General features: G+C 68.2%; 15 protein-coding genes. All 15 read right to left on the reverse strand.

Annotated elements, in window-relative coordinates:
- Position 1: 1 nt before the first annotated feature.
- The gene (locus AC3IF1_RS12960; protein WP_489217854.1) at positions 2-463 is read right to left on the reverse strand and encodes a hypothetical protein; all 462 of its coding nucleotides are present in this window, start codon (positions 461-463) and stop codon (positions 2-4) included.
- 61 nt (positions 464-524) lie between these two features.
- Positions 525-1,796: a glycosyl hydrolase family 28-related protein gene (locus AC3IF1_RS12965; RefSeq protein WP_489217855.1), complete on the reverse strand. Its 1,272-nt coding sequence runs from the start codon at positions 1,794-1,796 to the stop codon at positions 525-527.
- Positions 1,796-3,436, reverse strand: coding sequence for a hypothetical protein (locus tag AC3IF1_RS12970; RefSeq protein ID WP_489217856.1), 1,641 nt, complete (start codon positions 3,434-3,436; stop codon positions 1,796-1,798). The genes AC3IF1_RS12965 and AC3IF1_RS12970 overlap by 1 nt, the downstream gene beginning before the upstream one ends.
- A 28-nt stretch (positions 3,437-3,464) precedes the next feature.
- The gene (locus tag AC3IF1_RS12975) at positions 3,465-3,911 is read right to left on the reverse strand and encodes a hypothetical protein (protein ID WP_489217857.1); all 447 of its coding nucleotides are present in this window, start codon (positions 3,909-3,911) and stop codon (positions 3,465-3,467) included.
- Between the two features lie 6 nt (positions 3,912-3,917).
- Positions 3,918-4,898: a hypothetical protein gene (locus AC3IF1_RS12980; protein WP_489217858.1), complete on the reverse strand. Its 981-nt coding sequence runs from the start codon at positions 4,896-4,898 to the stop codon at positions 3,918-3,920.
- An 87-nt stretch (positions 4,899-4,985) separates the two neighbouring features.
- Positions 4,986-5,804, reverse strand: a complete 819-nt coding sequence (locus AC3IF1_RS12985) for a putative phage tail protein (RefSeq protein ID WP_489217859.1) — start codon at positions 5,802-5,804, stop codon at positions 4,986-4,988.
- Positions 5,801-6,220, reverse strand: coding sequence for a hypothetical protein (locus AC3IF1_RS12990; RefSeq protein WP_489217860.1), 420 nt, complete (start codon positions 6,218-6,220; stop codon positions 5,801-5,803). Before AC3IF1_RS12990 ends, AC3IF1_RS12985 begins: the two co-directional genes overlap by 4 nt.
- Before the next feature lie 8 nt (positions 6,221-6,228).
- Positions 6,229-7,332 (reverse strand): baseplate J/gp47 family protein, encoded by a 1,104-nt coding sequence (locus tag AC3IF1_RS12995; protein ID WP_489217861.1) that lies wholly within the window; start codon positions 7,330-7,332, stop codon positions 6,229-6,231.
- Positions 7,332-7,898 carry a phage GP46 family protein gene (locus AC3IF1_RS13000; RefSeq protein ID WP_489217862.1) on the reverse strand — a complete coding sequence of 189 codons (567 nt, stop codon included), beginning with the start codon at positions 7,896-7,898 and terminating at the stop codon, positions 7,332-7,334. The genes AC3IF1_RS12995 and AC3IF1_RS13000 overlap by 1 nt, the downstream gene beginning before the upstream one ends.
- A gap of 11 nt (positions 7,899-7,909) precedes the next feature.
- Complete coding sequence (locus tag AC3IF1_RS13005; RefSeq protein ID WP_489217863.1) at positions 7,910-8,422, reverse strand: phage baseplate assembly protein domain-containing protein; 513 nt, start codon at positions 8,420-8,422, stop codon at positions 7,910-7,912.
- Positions 8,422-9,603: a phage baseplate assembly protein gene (locus tag AC3IF1_RS13010; RefSeq protein WP_489217864.1), complete on the reverse strand. Its 1,182-nt coding sequence runs from the start codon at positions 9,601-9,603 to the stop codon at positions 8,422-8,424. Before AC3IF1_RS13010 ends, AC3IF1_RS13005 begins: the two co-directional genes overlap by 1 nt.
- 3 nt (positions 9,604-9,606) lie before the next feature.
- Positions 9,607-10,293, reverse strand: a complete 687-nt coding sequence (locus tag AC3IF1_RS13015; RefSeq protein ID WP_489217865.1) for a hypothetical protein — start codon at positions 10,291-10,293, stop codon at positions 9,607-9,609.
- 63 nt (positions 10,294-10,356) lie between these two features.
- Complete coding sequence (locus tag AC3IF1_RS13020; protein ID WP_489217866.1) at positions 10,357-10,863, reverse strand: DNA circularization N-terminal domain-containing protein; 507 nt, start codon at positions 10,861-10,863, stop codon at positions 10,357-10,359.
- Between the two features lie 3 nt (positions 10,864-10,866).
- Positions 10,867-11,445 (reverse strand): hypothetical protein, encoded by a 579-nt coding sequence (locus AC3IF1_RS13025; RefSeq protein ID WP_489217867.1) that lies wholly within the window; start codon positions 11,443-11,445, stop codon positions 10,867-10,869.
- A 13-nt stretch (positions 11,446-11,458) separates the two neighbouring features.
- Entirely contained in the window at positions 11,459-14,815 is a 3,357-nt protein-coding gene (locus AC3IF1_RS13030) for a hypothetical protein (RefSeq protein WP_489217868.1), read from the reverse strand.
- Positions 14,816-14,865: the final 50 nt, after the last annotated feature.

A 14,865-nucleotide genomic window follows, 5' to 3' on the forward strand; every position in this document is an offset into this window, starting at 1 on the left:
CTTAGGAGAACGTCGCCAGAGCGGTCGCGATCAGCGCGGCGAGCGGCGCCAGCGTGGCCGGATCGACGTCCAGTCGCGCGATCATGCCGTCCGTCTGAAGTTTCCAGCCGACGAACCCGCCGTTGCCGTCGCTCGGCATGTTGGCCAGAAGCCAGTCGTTGACCGCCTTGCACGCGACCACCGATGTCCCGAACGCAGCCACGATGTCGTAGCTCGGATCGTTCAACGCGGCTTGCGCGTAGGCCGGCAGGCCCGGCACGCCCTGGATCGACACCCCGATGGCCTGCGAGTCCTTGAGCGCCTGATACAGCCCGATCAGGTTGTCCATCCTGACGGGGCCGGACGGGTTCGGGCCGAGCAGGTTGGCGATGCCCGTGAGGTTCGACTTCACGCTGGAAGCCGTCGCCACAACGCGCAGGTACGCGCTCTCGGCGGTCTCGGGCACGGAAGTGGGAAGCGGCATGCGTCAGGCTCCCGGCGCGCAGGTTCTGTCGAGGTCGAAGCGGAAGCGGAGGATCAGACGGCTACCAGTTGCCGGTCACGGTCTTGTGCGAGCCGGTGCTGCGGTCATCGATCCCGGCGGTGCCCAGCGTGTCGTTGTCCCGGATCGTGAAATAGTCGGACGCGCCGGGGAGAACGCTGACCCCGTACAGCTGGAAGGCGCCGTTTCCGAACATCTGCCGGAACTCGCCGCCGATCACCGAGAAGTGCGATAGGCCCGGCCCGAACACGATGCCGGAATTGCGCTTGGCGACGCCGCCACCGTTCGGGTTCGAGTTGCCCACCACGGTCGGCGCGACGATCCGGATGCCGTCGCCGCACGTCCAGGTCATGCCGTCCAGGGTGTTCTCGATGGCCCGATGCCCGGTGAGCGTCACCGCCTGAATGGTACCGCCGCCGTCGCATTGGGAGGCGATGCCGGCCAGCTTGTTCGCCGAGGTCCACGACCCCGTGGCGGTGAAGCTTTGGATTGTGCCGCCCTGCGGGTTCAGGAACAGCCCGTAGCCGGATCCGCTGTCGCCCAGCGCCGTGTTCGAGGCGAAGGTCCAGTTGACCGACTGTCCCGGGCCCGGCTGGACGCAGGTGCCGTGTCCGGAGGCGGTGAAGTCGCTGTCAGAGATCCATGTGCCGCCGGACTGGACGAGGTGCAGCCCGCACCACGCCTGCGATTGCCCGTTGCCCGAGGTGATGAGGTGGCTCAGGAAGGTGTCCGACCCGCCCGCGATCTCAAAGTGGTAGGCGCCGGCCCCGTCGCTCCGGCCGCGCTCGATCACGACGTTGACGGTGTTCCAGCCGACCACGGACACGCCGACATAGGCGCCGGAGAAGTAGAAGTCGGACAGATGGCAGTTGTAGCAGTTCTGGAAGTAGGCGAAGTGCCCGCCGGTCTGTCGGCCGCCGCCCGCGCCGTAGATGCCCAGCCTCTCGATCGACACGTCGCGGATGATCGTCGGATCCGAGACCATGAAGATCTCGACTGAGGCCGACGCGGCGTAGATCGCGGTGCTGTTGGCCCCGGCGCCCGAGATCCTCGTGCCGCCCGGGACGTTGACCTGGCCGAGCCGGATGACGCCGGCCGGGATGTAGACCTGGCCGCCGCCGCTACCGGTCCGGCGCGCAGCCTGGATCGCCGCCTGGACCGCCGCCGTGTCGTCGGTCGTGCCATCCATAACCGCGCCGAAGCACGTGACGTCCATCGGCTTGCCTGCCGGCGGCTGGCCGGCTGGGCACGACGCGGTCTGGGCTGCCGCGGGCGAGGCCAGCAGTAGGGCCGCGAGGATGAGAAGCGCGCGCATCAGTACCGGCCTTCCCAGATCATGCCTGGCTGGATCGGGGCATAGGCGCCGCCGCCGTCGAACGTCGTCGTGCCGCCGGAGACATATTCGAGCGGCGCCAGGAAGTGCGATCCGAGCGGCTGCACGGTCGCTGCCGCGAGCGCCTGCGCTGTGCCGCCGGCCGCGACATAGCCGTTGAACCCGGTCGGGGCGGTGGTGGAGTCGTACCCAATGCCCGTCGTGGAATAGCCGCTGCTGTTGCCGGCCGCGACGATGGAATAGTCCGCCCGCCACCAGTCCTCTTGCAGCCCCGTGACGAAGGTGACCCGGTTCGTGTTCGAGCCGTTGGCCGTATGCCAGGAGGCTGTCGCGTAAGTGTACTGCCCGACCGTATCCTTGACGAAGCCCCGAACCGGCGCCCGATTGTAGGCGTTCCAGAGGCCGATCGTGGCCGCCCCGCCGCCCGCCGCTGCCGACCCGGTATTGAAGCTGACGGTGGCGCCTGTGCTGTCGGTGGCGATGGTTCCGACGTAGAGGCCGAGACCAGCTCCCGGGCCGTTCGTGATGGCGACGCTGTTGATGAGGAATCCTGCTGCCCGCGTCAGTGCCGAAGATCCGGCTCCCGCGCCGCGGACCGTGTTTGATCCCGCCGTTGCGCCCGCCGACCAGGCCGGGCCGCGGGTCACCCGGAACGTGCCGCCATCATTCCAGGCGAAAAGATCATAGACGTTGTTCGCCGCAGCCGCGCTCGGGCTCTTGGCGGTATCCGAGAGCGCCTGTGAAGTCTCGGCGAACGTCGTCATCACGAATGCCGACCCGTTTGGCAACGGCACGAGATTGCCGGCCGCCGACGGGGTGTAGATGACGCTCGCGGCCGCCGAGACGGCTGAGGACAGCACCGGGACGCCGCTGGCCAAGGTGAGGCGGCCCTGAGGCTGGCTCACGGTGGCGCCGCCTGCCGGCCCTGTCGCACCCGTCGCTCCGGTGGCCCCAGTTGCCCCCTGCGGGCCCGTTGCTCCGGTGGCTCCAGTCGTACCTTGCGGGCCCGTGGCACCGGTCGAACCGGTTGGGCCTTGGGGACCGATGCTGCCGGTTGCGCCTGTCGCCCCAGTTACACCAGCCGGACCGGCCGGCCCAACGGGACCCGGCGGCCCCGGCACATACCCGATCGTGGTCGCGTTCGCAGCGTTACGCGGCGTGGTTGTCAGCGCAGTGATGCTGCTGGAACCGAGGGTGGTGTGCGTGATCGTGACGATGCCGAGGTCGGCGGTCGCGCCGTTGAGACTGGCCACCAGGGAGGCGGCATAGGTGCCGGTCGGCAGGATTCGCAGCCGCGACGCCGGGATCTGCAGCGTCAGGATCCCAGTCGGGCCGCCGTTCGTCAGATACTGGCCGGCGGAGAGCGCGATCACCGTCGGGTTCGGGGCGCCGCCCGTCGCGGGCCGCCAGTTCAGGGTGAAGGCGAAGCCGGTGAGATCGATCGGTGCCGCCGGTGATCCGGCCTGAAACGCGATCTGCGCCAAGCCATCGCCGTCCTGCGAGGTCGTCGCCTGCGCCTGGATCAGGGGCAGCAGGGCGAAGTTCGCGGCCGGGTCGGCGGCGACCGGCGCAGCGAGGCACAGCCAAGCGGCCGCGAGCGCGGCGGTGAAGCGCTTCAGCATGGGTGGTCTCTGGTTCGGCGCTAGGCGATCAGGCCGCGATCTGGGCGGCCGCCACGAACAGGCCGTCGACCTGCGTGTCGGTGAGCTTCAGTCCAGCGCTGAGGCTCAACACGTTGGGGTTCTGCCGCTCCCAGCTGCGGGATTCCGAGAACCATATCTGCGCCTCGATGCCCGCGGCCTGGACGGCGGCCGTCACATCGTCGAGCAGGCTTTTGCCGGTCTCGGCGCCCGGCGTGCGCGAGAGTTGGATCTTGGCCTGCGCACTGGAGACAAATTCAGGCACGAGGAACGGATCTGGCTTGGCGAAAGCCGCATCCAGTTCCGCATCGCTCGGCGTCTTACCCAGGGAGGCGTCCCAATAGGCGATCGTGAAGCCGCCATCCGCTCGCTCGGCGAACCGAGCCAGCTTGCCGCTGACGAACAGCTCGTCGAAGGTCTTGCCGGTGCGCTGCATCGCGTAGGTGGTGAGCTGCATGTCCGATTACCCTTTGCTCACGCACAGCAGGCGCCAGTTCGTGCTCTGGCTGGAGATGCCGTAAGCCCCATCCGTGCCGAGCACGTAGGCGCCGTTGAAGTTGGCCGAGTTCGCGACCGCGCGGGCCCGGATCGTGTCGCTTGGATTGAGATCGAGCTGCGTGGTGAACCCGATGTACGGCAGGTATGTCGTGTTGGCGTTCGGCCACGCCGACTGGCCCGTGCCATCGATATCGTTGCCGTTCACGGCGACATGCGCATCCGCTTCGGCGTAGCCCGCGGCCGAGCAACTGACCGCTGCGACGACCCTGAGAAAGCTGAGCACCCGGCACTTCTGGCTGACCGTGAAGAATTTGCCGGAAGCGTCGAGCGTCGCCCAGGAAGGATTGCCCGTGGACGCGTCCCAGACGATGTCCATTTCGGTGCTGGCTGCCGAGAACTGCTGCTTGGCCGTCTTGTTGAGCAGCGTTGATTCGTTGGTGAAGCCGGCGCCGAGCCCGCCACCCGAGATCAGGACGTTGCCGGCGCCATCGGCCTCGAAGCGATAGATCCGCCCCGGTTTGATGTCGCCGACCGCCAGCGCTGAGCCGTCGGCCTTGAGGATCGGGAAGTCCTGCGTGGCTCCCGCCGCCCCGAGGTTTGCGACGCGGAGCCTCGGGGACGTGGTCGTGTTGGCGGCCGTCGCGACAGCACCGATCCGCATGCCCTGGATGAACGAGGGCAGCACCAGCCCGAGCGTCGCGACGGCGAGATCGCCGGAGCCGGAGAGGTTGCTGGCCCAGATGCCGCGCCCGAGCGCCATGGCCGCCTGCACCAGCACGGTGTTCGTCGGCGTCTGGCCGGAAGCCACGATAGCGGCGACGATCTCGCGTTGCGTGTACTCGACCGCGGCGGGCGGCACCTTCGAGCCCTGCGTGCCCGCGGCGACGTTCTTCGGGATGTACGGAGCATTCGGATCGGTCGATCCGGACGGCGGGTTGTACAGCATCGAGGTCTCCGGGGGCGCATAGGCGCGATCGCTCGGCCGGCGGCGGTTGAGGGACGGCTCGTCAAGCGGGGTCGGGAGGCGCCGGGCTCAGGCCGCCAGCGCGTAGAAGAAGGTTAGCTCGGTGTGTGGTGGGCAGAGCGCCCGCATGGCGCATTCGAGATCGGTCGCCGGCACGAACCCTTCGAGCGGGTCGTAAGCGCACTCGCCCTCGTCGGTGTAGAACCAGGTCTCGCCCGGCGACGAGATGTGAACGATCCAGTGCTTCCAGACCGTCTCGTCAGCGACCTGGTCGCCGGCCGAGTCGTCGGTCGCCAGGATGAACCCCTCCAGCGGCGAGCCATCGTCACCGACCGGATCGTCGTCGCAGCAGAAGTAGGTCTCCTGGATGCCATCGCCGGCGCACTCGGACACGTCGCAGAGGAACTGGGTCGGCTCTTCGATCGTGACGATGTAGCCGAGGCTGTAGGCGAGGCAGACGAAGTAGCCGGGCGACTGGCCGCCGACCGAACCGAACTTGGCCCGGACGGCGCTCTGACGGACCGGCACCCCGCCCTCGCCCGACGAGCACGGATCCGGGAGCGCGAGTTCCTTCTCCCAATCCTGCAGCGTGTACGTGATGGCGGACGGAAAGGCCTGCGTCGCCGCCGTCCAGTCGAGCCCGAGATGCGTCGCCGCCCAGGCCGCCAGCGCCCGCCAGAACGAGCGCTGCACCGGCGAGGCACCGCGCCCGTCGCCGACCTCGTCCGTGCCCCAGGCCGCCCCGCGCGGGGTCAGCGGCAGGATCTGCGGCAGCAGGCTATCGGCGGTCGGCTGCGCCTCCAGATCGACGACCGACGGCGGGATCGTCGGATAGCCGTAGCAGGGCCAGCCTGGGACCGCGCTGCTGACGGAAGAGCCGCCGCTCACGTGTCACCCGACAGCGCGCGCAGGCGCTTCTCGGGATCGGCCCAGAACGCTTCGAGTTCGTGCATCACGCCACGCTCGCGAGCCTCGCTCTCCTGGCCGGCGCGCGCATAGGCCTGGCGCCGCGTTTCCTCCTCTGCCTCAACCTGGGCGCGAAGCACGTCCACGTCCGGGATGGCGGGGTGATCCTTCGGCACGCCAGGGTCGAGGAAGTGCGTGGGCTGGTAGAACGTGCTGTCGCCCTGATCCCGCTGAACGTGCCACCGCCCATCGATGTGCCGCTCGGCGGTGGCGACGCGCTCGTCGACCACCGAGCCGTCGTGCCGGGCCAGCCAGGCCATCTCGGGATCGAACACCACGGTGCGTCGCAGGTTCGGCGGGCATTCGGCGATCGGGCGCCACTGACGAACACCGGCCATGAGGCGCCTCAATCCGTGAAGGTGATCGAGCCGAACACCGGCATGTTGCCCGAGGCGAAGGTCTGATCACCTGGGCTGACCTGGCCGTGGCTGTCCTCGCCGGTCGCCCTGGAGACCGCCTCGTCGAGCCAAGAGCCCGAAAACTTGAACGGGTTCGACGGCGTGCCCGGCCGCGACCGGTCCGTGTAGACGGCTGCGATCTCGGCCTGAACCGAATCTCGGATGTCCGCGGTGTCCGGGCTCAGGCCGGCGACGACGATGTCCTGCGGCACCGGGATCGGCGCCGACACGAACACCCGGGCTGTCACCGGCCGGCGGATCGGATCGTCGGCATAGGCCTGCGCGATCGCGACCTGGCCGTCCGTCGGGATGCCGTTGGGCTGGTCCGTGACCGTGAACTGCACCCACACCGAGCGGGCATCGTTTTGAAAGCTGTCGACGAACACGGCGCTGACGGTAGGGACCGCCGCCTGCACCCATTCAACGTAGTCCGGTATCGAGCCGCCCTGGGGCGGGTTGCGCTTGCGGTAGAGCACCCGGGCTCGGAAGCTCTCGGTGGTCTCCTCATCCGAAACGCCCGACAAGCCGGTACCATCCGAGGCTACATTGACGATGCAGGTCGCGGCGAGGCCGATCGGTGCATCATCGGGGTTGACCAGCGTCAGGATCGTGCCGGCCGGCGTATCCCCGGCGGCTGCCGCGTCATCGGCCTCGACGGCGAGGCTGATGCTGTTCCCCGCGGCCGTCACCGTCGCCACCGTCGAGTAGGTCACGCCATCGGCCCTGGCGTACTGCAACCCCAGCGGGACGACCGTGCCGGGGGATGCGGCGGCCGTTGCCGTTCCGAGCGAGGTGCCGGCCGGATCGGGCTGCAATCCGAGCTCGAAGCCGTGGCGGATCAGCCAGACGCGGTCGGCGGTCGAGGCGAACAGCTGCTTCACCAGCCACGCGCGGCGCTGCTCCATCTCGAAGCCGATGAGCGCCAGCACCTTGCTCTCGACGCGCCAGACGTTCGGCCAGAGCTTGGTCGCGGTGCCCTGCACGGACTGCACGAAGGCGCCGGTGGCCTCCGCGGCGAGCTGCGCCAGGGATCGGATCGTGTAGCCCGCCATCAGGCCCCTCCGGTGGCGAGCTTCCAGATCAGATCGAACTTCGACGCGTAGACCTGCGACCCGTCCCGACCGTAGAGGGCGATGTCGAGCCAGAGCGTGTCGTTCACGAAGTCGGGCGTGGCGGTGGCGGCGATCTTCACACACAGCCCCTGGGTCTGAAGAGGCTTCAAGGCGCGCTTGGCCTCGGCCTGTGCCCACATCGCGGTCTGGTCGTTCAGGTCCATCCGACGCAGCAGCCATAGCTTTGAGCCGAGCGGCTGCTCGCCGGAAGCGGTGTCGATGTCGAACCCGTCGCCGACCCAGCCGCGCTGATCGCCGGCGCGCCCGGCATCGATCTCGTAGCCCTCCACCCGGACATCGGTGAACAGCAGTGCGATGACGCCGGTCTGGAGTGGGTTCTTCGCCTCCAGGCCACCGGGGCCGTCCGCCACCGTGACGGACAGCGCGAAATCGGCGCGCACGCCGTAGCCGGTTCCCGCCCGGGATCCGTCAGCCTTTTGCCAGACCAGATCTGGCGGCAGCGCGACCACCCCCGCATCGACGAGCGGCGTCAGAGTGAGCAGCATGGTGGCTCCGATCAGGTCTTGGCGAAGACGACCGAGGACGGCCCCGCCTGGGTCATCACCGGAGAGCCACCTTCACCACCGAGATCGACGCGGTTCGCGGTCACCGTGACCGTCATGCTCCCGACCTGCACGACCACCTTGTCGCTACCGGTGACCGTGATGGTCTTGCCGGTGATCTTCTGCGCTCGGGTGCCGGCGTCGTGCCAGATGCCGTCATCACCGAGGTAACGGGTGATGTTGCCCTTGTCGTCGTAGACAGCCTTCTGCCCAGGCTTGAGATTGCGCGGTCGGGATGACGCGTGTTCGAGGCCAAGCGCGGCGTTGAGGAGCCGGCTGCCGTCCTGGCCGCCGAACTGGAGGCCCATGCCGTGCGAGCCGACCGGCGGGTTCGACGACTCGCCGAAGCTCTGGATCCGCGGAACCTTCTTCAGCGTCTCGTTCGGCAGGCCGTAGAGGGTCAGCGTCTGCTGGTCGCCGCTGTCGTCCGCCTCGACATGCTCGACCCGGAACAGCCGGCCACCCATCAGGCGGATCCCCGCTTGCCGAAGGCGCCGTAATCGACCTTCGAATCGTCGAGCTGCGCGTCGTCGAGACCGCCGCCGATGTCCGCGTTCTCGGTACCCCCGCCGTCGCCAGCGCCTGACCCCGAACCCTTGCCCCCCGCTTCCGCGCCGAGCGTGCGCGGGTCCACCAGAGTGAGATCCGCCCAGGTGCCGGAGCCCTCACCCTCGCCCACGACCTGGTTGAAGGTGACGGTCGAGATCGCGAGGTCCTGGTCAATCTTGTCGCTCGGCATCTTCACCGCCACGAGGCGACCGGGTTCCCAGAGCGCGCCGGCCTGGTCGCGCCACGAGGCGACGCAGGCGACGATGGAGATGCCCGAGCCCGACCTCCGGAGCTTGCGCCATTTCGCCCGGCGCTTCAGCTCCTTGGCGGTATCGGATCCTTCGTTGAACAGGATCTCCGGCCGGTAGCGCTCGACGCTGTCGTCCTGCTCGACCTCCTCCTGGCGGAGGCTGTCCTTGTCGGTCCCGAGGCTCTTCTGACCGCGCACGTGGACGTGCGAGCGCTTGCTGGCGATCGTGAGCCGGAGCTTGATGCTCTCGATTGGCGCTTCGCCCTCAACCAGCGCTCCCGCATGTCGTTTGCCGCCCGCCCGGGTGATCTTCACCCGCCCGTCAGGCTGCCCCATCAGCAGCAGCGCCTCGCGCTCCAGGGTGACGAAGAACGGCTGGCCCGGCACGTGCTGGACCATCGGGATCTTGGACAGCGTCTGGTCCGTGAAGAACCCGATGCCGAACTCGTCGAATTCCTTGGCGACGCCGAGCAGGTCCTTATTCTCGACCAGCCCGGTCTTGTGCTTGGTCGGCGGGCAGACGAGCGCATCCCCGGCCTTCGACTTGCCGGTGATGCCGACATCTCTGCGTGCGCCCCTGCCGATCTCCGACTCGTACTCGTCGGCGTGGCCGGTGCACATCAGATCGCCGCCGCCGCGGGCGCCGACCGCCTCGTCCGGGGTCGCTCGGATCTCGACGAGGCCGCCCCGCCGGACGGCATCGGCCTCGTCCGACCAAGCCGGGTTCGTGCAGCGGAGCGAGAACGTGATCGCTGCGGCCTCGGCCGAGCGGGTGATGTGCACACCCTGCCAGCCCTGCAGGGCGTGGCCGCCCACGACCAGACTGACGATCTCACCGACCTCGGCCATCAATCAAGTGCTCGGGGCCAGCGCCTCGAAGGTCGCCGGCATGTGGAACGGGGTCCCGACGCGGTTGCGGGCCATTAGCTCAGGCGCGCGCGTCGGATCGGCGTAGAGCGACCACGCGAGCGCAGTCGAGGGGAACGAGCGTGCCGCCTGAGCGCGGATCAGCGGTTGCAGGCTGCCTGACAGATCCACGAGGTGCGCGCAGGTCTGGTTGGCCGCGGTCGTGAGCACGAAGGCAGCGGGTTGGCCCAGCGCCGCGGCGACCCGGTCGATGGCGCCCTCCAGCGCCGCGGTGATCCGGTCGCGCGCGGCGCTCGCCGCCTGCCGGTCGCCGAACTCGGTCCGGGCCTCGCACAGGAACGCCTCACCGAGGCACGCCGCCTCGACGCCGACGCACAGCCCGCGAGCGAGGCTGTAGGCCTGGGTCAGTACCGGCGAGGCGCTCGACGGTACGCATGCCCGCGTGGCTGCCGCGGCATCGTAGAGGCCCGCGCTGGCGTCCGCAGGGTCGGCATCCCGAGCGGCGGCCTGCACGACGGCGATCAGTTCGGCCGCGATCGCTGCGGCGTCTGCGAGAGCGAACAGCCGAGGCGCCGCGATGCCGGTGATCCGGCGGCAGGTCGAGAGCGTGGACTGCGCCGTCGCGGTCGGCAGCGGCAATCCGCGCACCAGCGCGGCGACGACATTGGCCAAGGCCACGGCGGAGACAGCAGCGCCGGCGACGGCGGATGAGGGAGGCGAGGCTATGTCGAACCCTCAGAATGGTGGGAGGAAGCCGACGAGCGCGTCGGGGACGAAGGCGCTGATCGCGTCGGCCACCACGCCGCCCAGCGTGTCGAGTGCGCCCTGAGCGATGCGGTCGCCGAGCGGGATGGGCGTCGGGCCGCCGGCCTCGGATCCTTGCTCGAGGAATTTGAGGTCGAAGGCGACTTTGCCCATCTCGGTCTTGCGGTTGTTCGTTGAGCATCCGACGCAGTGGACGATGATCGGATCGGTGACCGGCAGGACCAGCATGCCGGCGCCGGGGGTCGAGCACCGCTCGACAAACGCCATCGCCTCGGCATCCGCGTCGTCCCCGACGATGTAGGCCGTGACGTGGTAGCTCCGGGCTTTGCGGCCCATGTCTTCGGTGCCGTGGGTCTCGGCCTTGGCGTAGGGATGGACCGCGACGAGGCGGCCGGACTCGCCGATGCCTTCGTCCTCGACCTGAAACGGAAAGCCCTTGAACGAGGCTCCCGGGATGGTCTTCGGCCAGTTCCGCACCGGTCAGGCGCCCCCGCCCGTCGGCAGCAGCTTGGCCAGGTCGCGCTCGACCTCGACCATCAGGTCGGTCTCGACCATCCGGTTGAAGGTCGCCGCCGTCTGGCCGCTCACCATCTCGTAGGGGATGAACACGCCGGATTTCTCCTTCATGATCTTCCCACGCCAGCGCTTGCCGTCGACGTTGACGTAGACCTGGCCGTTGAGCTTCGAGACCATCTGCCGGCGCCCGCGCGGGCCGGAGCGACGGAAGCCGCCCTCGACGAAATCCGCCTTGCCCCGCACTGTCGCCTCGACGCCGCCCGCCACCTCGTGCGCGCCGAAGTACCGGAACGAGACCTCGCCGCCGCGGGTCAGCAGCATGATCCTCGGGTTCTGCGGCGAAGCCCGATAGGTCCGCACCGCCTTGTCGATGATCCGGCGCGACAGGCCGGTCTGACGAACCAGCACCGGCACGAGGGCGCTGCGGGTCTTGGTCAGCATCCGGTTCAGGACGTTGGCCTGGGCGTTCGGAAGGCGCGTGCCGAACGCTGACAACGCCTTCATGCCCTCCATGCCGGAGGTCTGGGCGGTGATATTCAGCATGGCCGCCCCGTCCTCAGGCCCAGTCGCCCAGGTCTTCCTTCGCGCCCGGCTCCGAAACGCCCATGTCGGCGGTGAGACCGCCGCGTCCGCGCATCTTGATCGCCGTGGCCCGCAGGCCGCTGCGGCGCAGGCCGGTGACCTCGATTTGGCCGTGGAAGCCGGCGTTCTCGAACTTCTCGGCCGCCGCGTGCATGCGGTCGGCTGCCGCTTGGAGGTCCGCCCGGCTGCCGGTACCGCCGCCGAGACCACCTGAAGGCGCGTCCGGGATTTCCAGGCCGGTACGGGTGATCGACCGGATCGACCCGTCCGGCATCTTCATCGTGCCGTTGCCGAGGTCGAGGCCTTCCTTGCCGTCGAGGCCCTTGATGAGGTGGGGCTCGCCGGCCGGCGCCCTTTTGGCGACAGGGCCACTCTCGGCGCCGAACTGCGCCCGCTCGCCACGACGGAGCGCCTGTGCAACCTTCGGCGTCCAGTTGCCGATGCCGGTGCCGCGCAGCAGGTAAAGCGCGACGCGGGCTTGATCGGCGTGGCTCGCCGACATGGCGTTGGGCGCCGTGATCCCGAGCTTCGGCGCAATGTTGCGCCAGTTGGTGTTGGTGATCTGGTAGTAGCCCTGTGCCGTGTGCCGGCGGTCGTTGATGTAGTTCGGGACGTTCCGGCCGCCCGACTCGTACTTCTGGATCAGCCCGAGCTTGTTTCGCTCGGCTTCGGTCGCTTGGATCGAGGCGGGGATGGACTGAAGCGACCCGCCGCCACCACCGTGGCTAAGGCCACCCCCACCGCCGCCACCCGTTCCGATCCCGCTCCCTACGCCGCCGCCACCGAGGCTGGCGCGCTGGATCAGGCCACCGAGGCCCCCGCCGCCGAAGCTGGCGTTCTGGATGCCGGACCCGCCCCCGCCGCCAGAGCCATCGCCCGGCACGAAGTTGATCGGGACGTTGATGCCGGTGCCGACCGCCTCAATGATCCGCTGAAGCAGCGTCTTACCGGCCTCGGCGCCTGTCTCGCCCGCCTTCGTCTGGAAGTCCTCCAGCATGGCCGGTCGGCGCGGCGGAAGCGGAGCATCGACGATGGCTTTGCCCATCGTCTCGCCGACTTTCTTGCCGGCTTCTTCGCTGCCGCCAGCCCAGGTCGGCATAGTCTTCGTCCACCAATCGCGGATCCAAGGGGTGTCCGGCGCAAGGCCTTCCATCGGGTTCGCTTCGGTCGCGCCACCCGTGGCAGGATCGATCGCGGCTGGCCCCTTCTCGGCGAGGACCTTCGGCATCTCTTGTGCCGTGGCATAGGCTGAGAACGCCGCAGCGGCACTTGTACCGAGCGTGATACCGGCGAGGCCGAAGCCAGCAAGTGCTGGAACCGCAGTCGACGCCACGCTCTTCACCGATTCGGGCACCGTGCCGCCGGAGAGACGAACCGCGGCCGCGTCAAGCAGTATAGCTGAATGGTCTAGAGCCGCCGCGGAAGTCTTGAGGCCGAAACCACTGCTAAGCGCCTGATAGACCGCGGCTGATGCGAGACCGGCTCCTGCGACAGCGACACCAGCAGCAACGGGACCTTCCGCCTTTGCGATTGTCGGGTGCTCTTTGTTGAAAGCCTCCAGGCGGACCGAGAACGCTCCGATCCCGCCGGCGACGCTGTCGAGGATGTGCGCCGCGTCCCGCATGCCCGGCGAGGTCAGGACGCCGAGGAAGGTCTCCAGGCTGGTCGTGACACTCCCAAGTGCCGCGGTCGCGTCGTCGCGGTTGTGCGCCTGGCCGGCGAGGCCAGATGAGGTACCATACATTCGCTCGTGCGCTTCAAAGCTCTCGCGCTGAGTAATGAGCTTCGAAACCACATCACCGGCAGTGCCGGTAAAGTTCTTTTGGACCCAGGCAAGTTGGTCTCCCTCGGCTTTAACGCCATGCTTTTCAAGCGCGGGGAGGAGGACCTTGTATACCCATTGATCAAGATCTGTAGCGGCAAGGTCGTCGCCCTTAACCGCATGCCTTACGCCTGCCTTAACGCCCTTCACCTCACCCGTCTTGAGGTAGTCCAGGTTTTTCTCATCAATGAGCCCAATCCGGGCGAACTCTTTGGCCTTGAAATGCAAGTTCTGCATTCCACCGACGATCTGCTTCTGCGCCATCTGGATCGAGTTGCCGGCCGTCGACCCGCCCATTTCCTGGCCGAGGGATTGCGCCGTCGTCATGATGAAGCGATCCGACCAGCGAGCACCCGCTGCCTTCGAATACTTCTGCATCTCATAGATGCCTTCGGGGGTGATGGTCTTGCCCATCACCTGCATTGCCTTGATGTAGCCGTCGAGCAGCTTGTTGAACCGCTCTGGATCCTTGGCTGCGCCGATGCTTTCCGCACCCTTCACCAGCAGGTTCAGGCCGTGGCTGGCTGTCCCGGTCTTATCCTGCGCGTCGAGGATCGACTTCGCCCGAACCATGGGGTCGATGACGTGATCGACCTCGTGCGGGTCGGTCATCACTGACCGCATCTCCTTCCAGAGCTCCATCACGGAAGCCTGGGTGACGTTCTTGTACTTGGCGGCCAGATCCAGTGACCGCGTTTCGATATGCTGGCGCTCGGCGGCGGGAACGTTGATCGCCTCCAACCTGACCCGCTCACTTTGAACCTCGGCGCCGGCCTGCGCGCCATGAGCGATGATGTGCCCAACACCATGGATACCAACCGCCCCGCTGGCGACGGCGGCGCCGGCACCGACGAGGCCATGCATCTTACGATGGCGGGCGAACTCAGCCTCTTCCTTGGCGTGATGCGCGACGGACCGCGCGGCCTGATCCTCGACGCGGATCTGGTGCCGCATCGCTTCGGTGGCGCTCTCGGTCGTGGAGCGCAGGCGCTGCTGGTGAGCCTCCAGGTCGCCGAGATCTGCGCCGAACCTAGCGGCGGATGCCTCGGCGTGCTGGAGCGCGGAGGATTGGGCTGCGATCGCGGCCGTAGCGCGACGCACATCGCCATCGGCCTTGTTCTGCGCCGCCGTGTAGTTCTGGACCGCCTTGGTCGCGGCCTCAATTTGCTTGGCCTGGTCCGAGCCCTTCGCCGCCTTCACACCGTCGAACGCGGCCCGGGCGACCTTCGCCTGTTCCAGCGCCTTCGCGGCAGCCTGAGCGGCGCCCTGTGTCGCCTTGAGGCCAGCCTCTGCCGCTGTGAAGCCGGTTCGGGCGGACATCGCCGCATTCACCGCCTTCGAGGCCTGCTCGACCTGCTGGAAGTCCTTGGCCATCCGCTGCAATGGCGCCGAGACCTTCGAGACCTCCTCCAGCTGCCGGACGCTTTTCACCACACTGGCAATCGAGGCGCTGGCACCCTTGTCCTCACCGGAAATGACGAGGCGGGCTTCGATGCTTCTGGCAGCCATTCAGGACCCTCTCAGCGGTGCGCGTTGCGCTCTCGCTCCCGTTTCCTGCG

The organism is Methylobacterium sp. E-012, assembly GCF_057836545.1.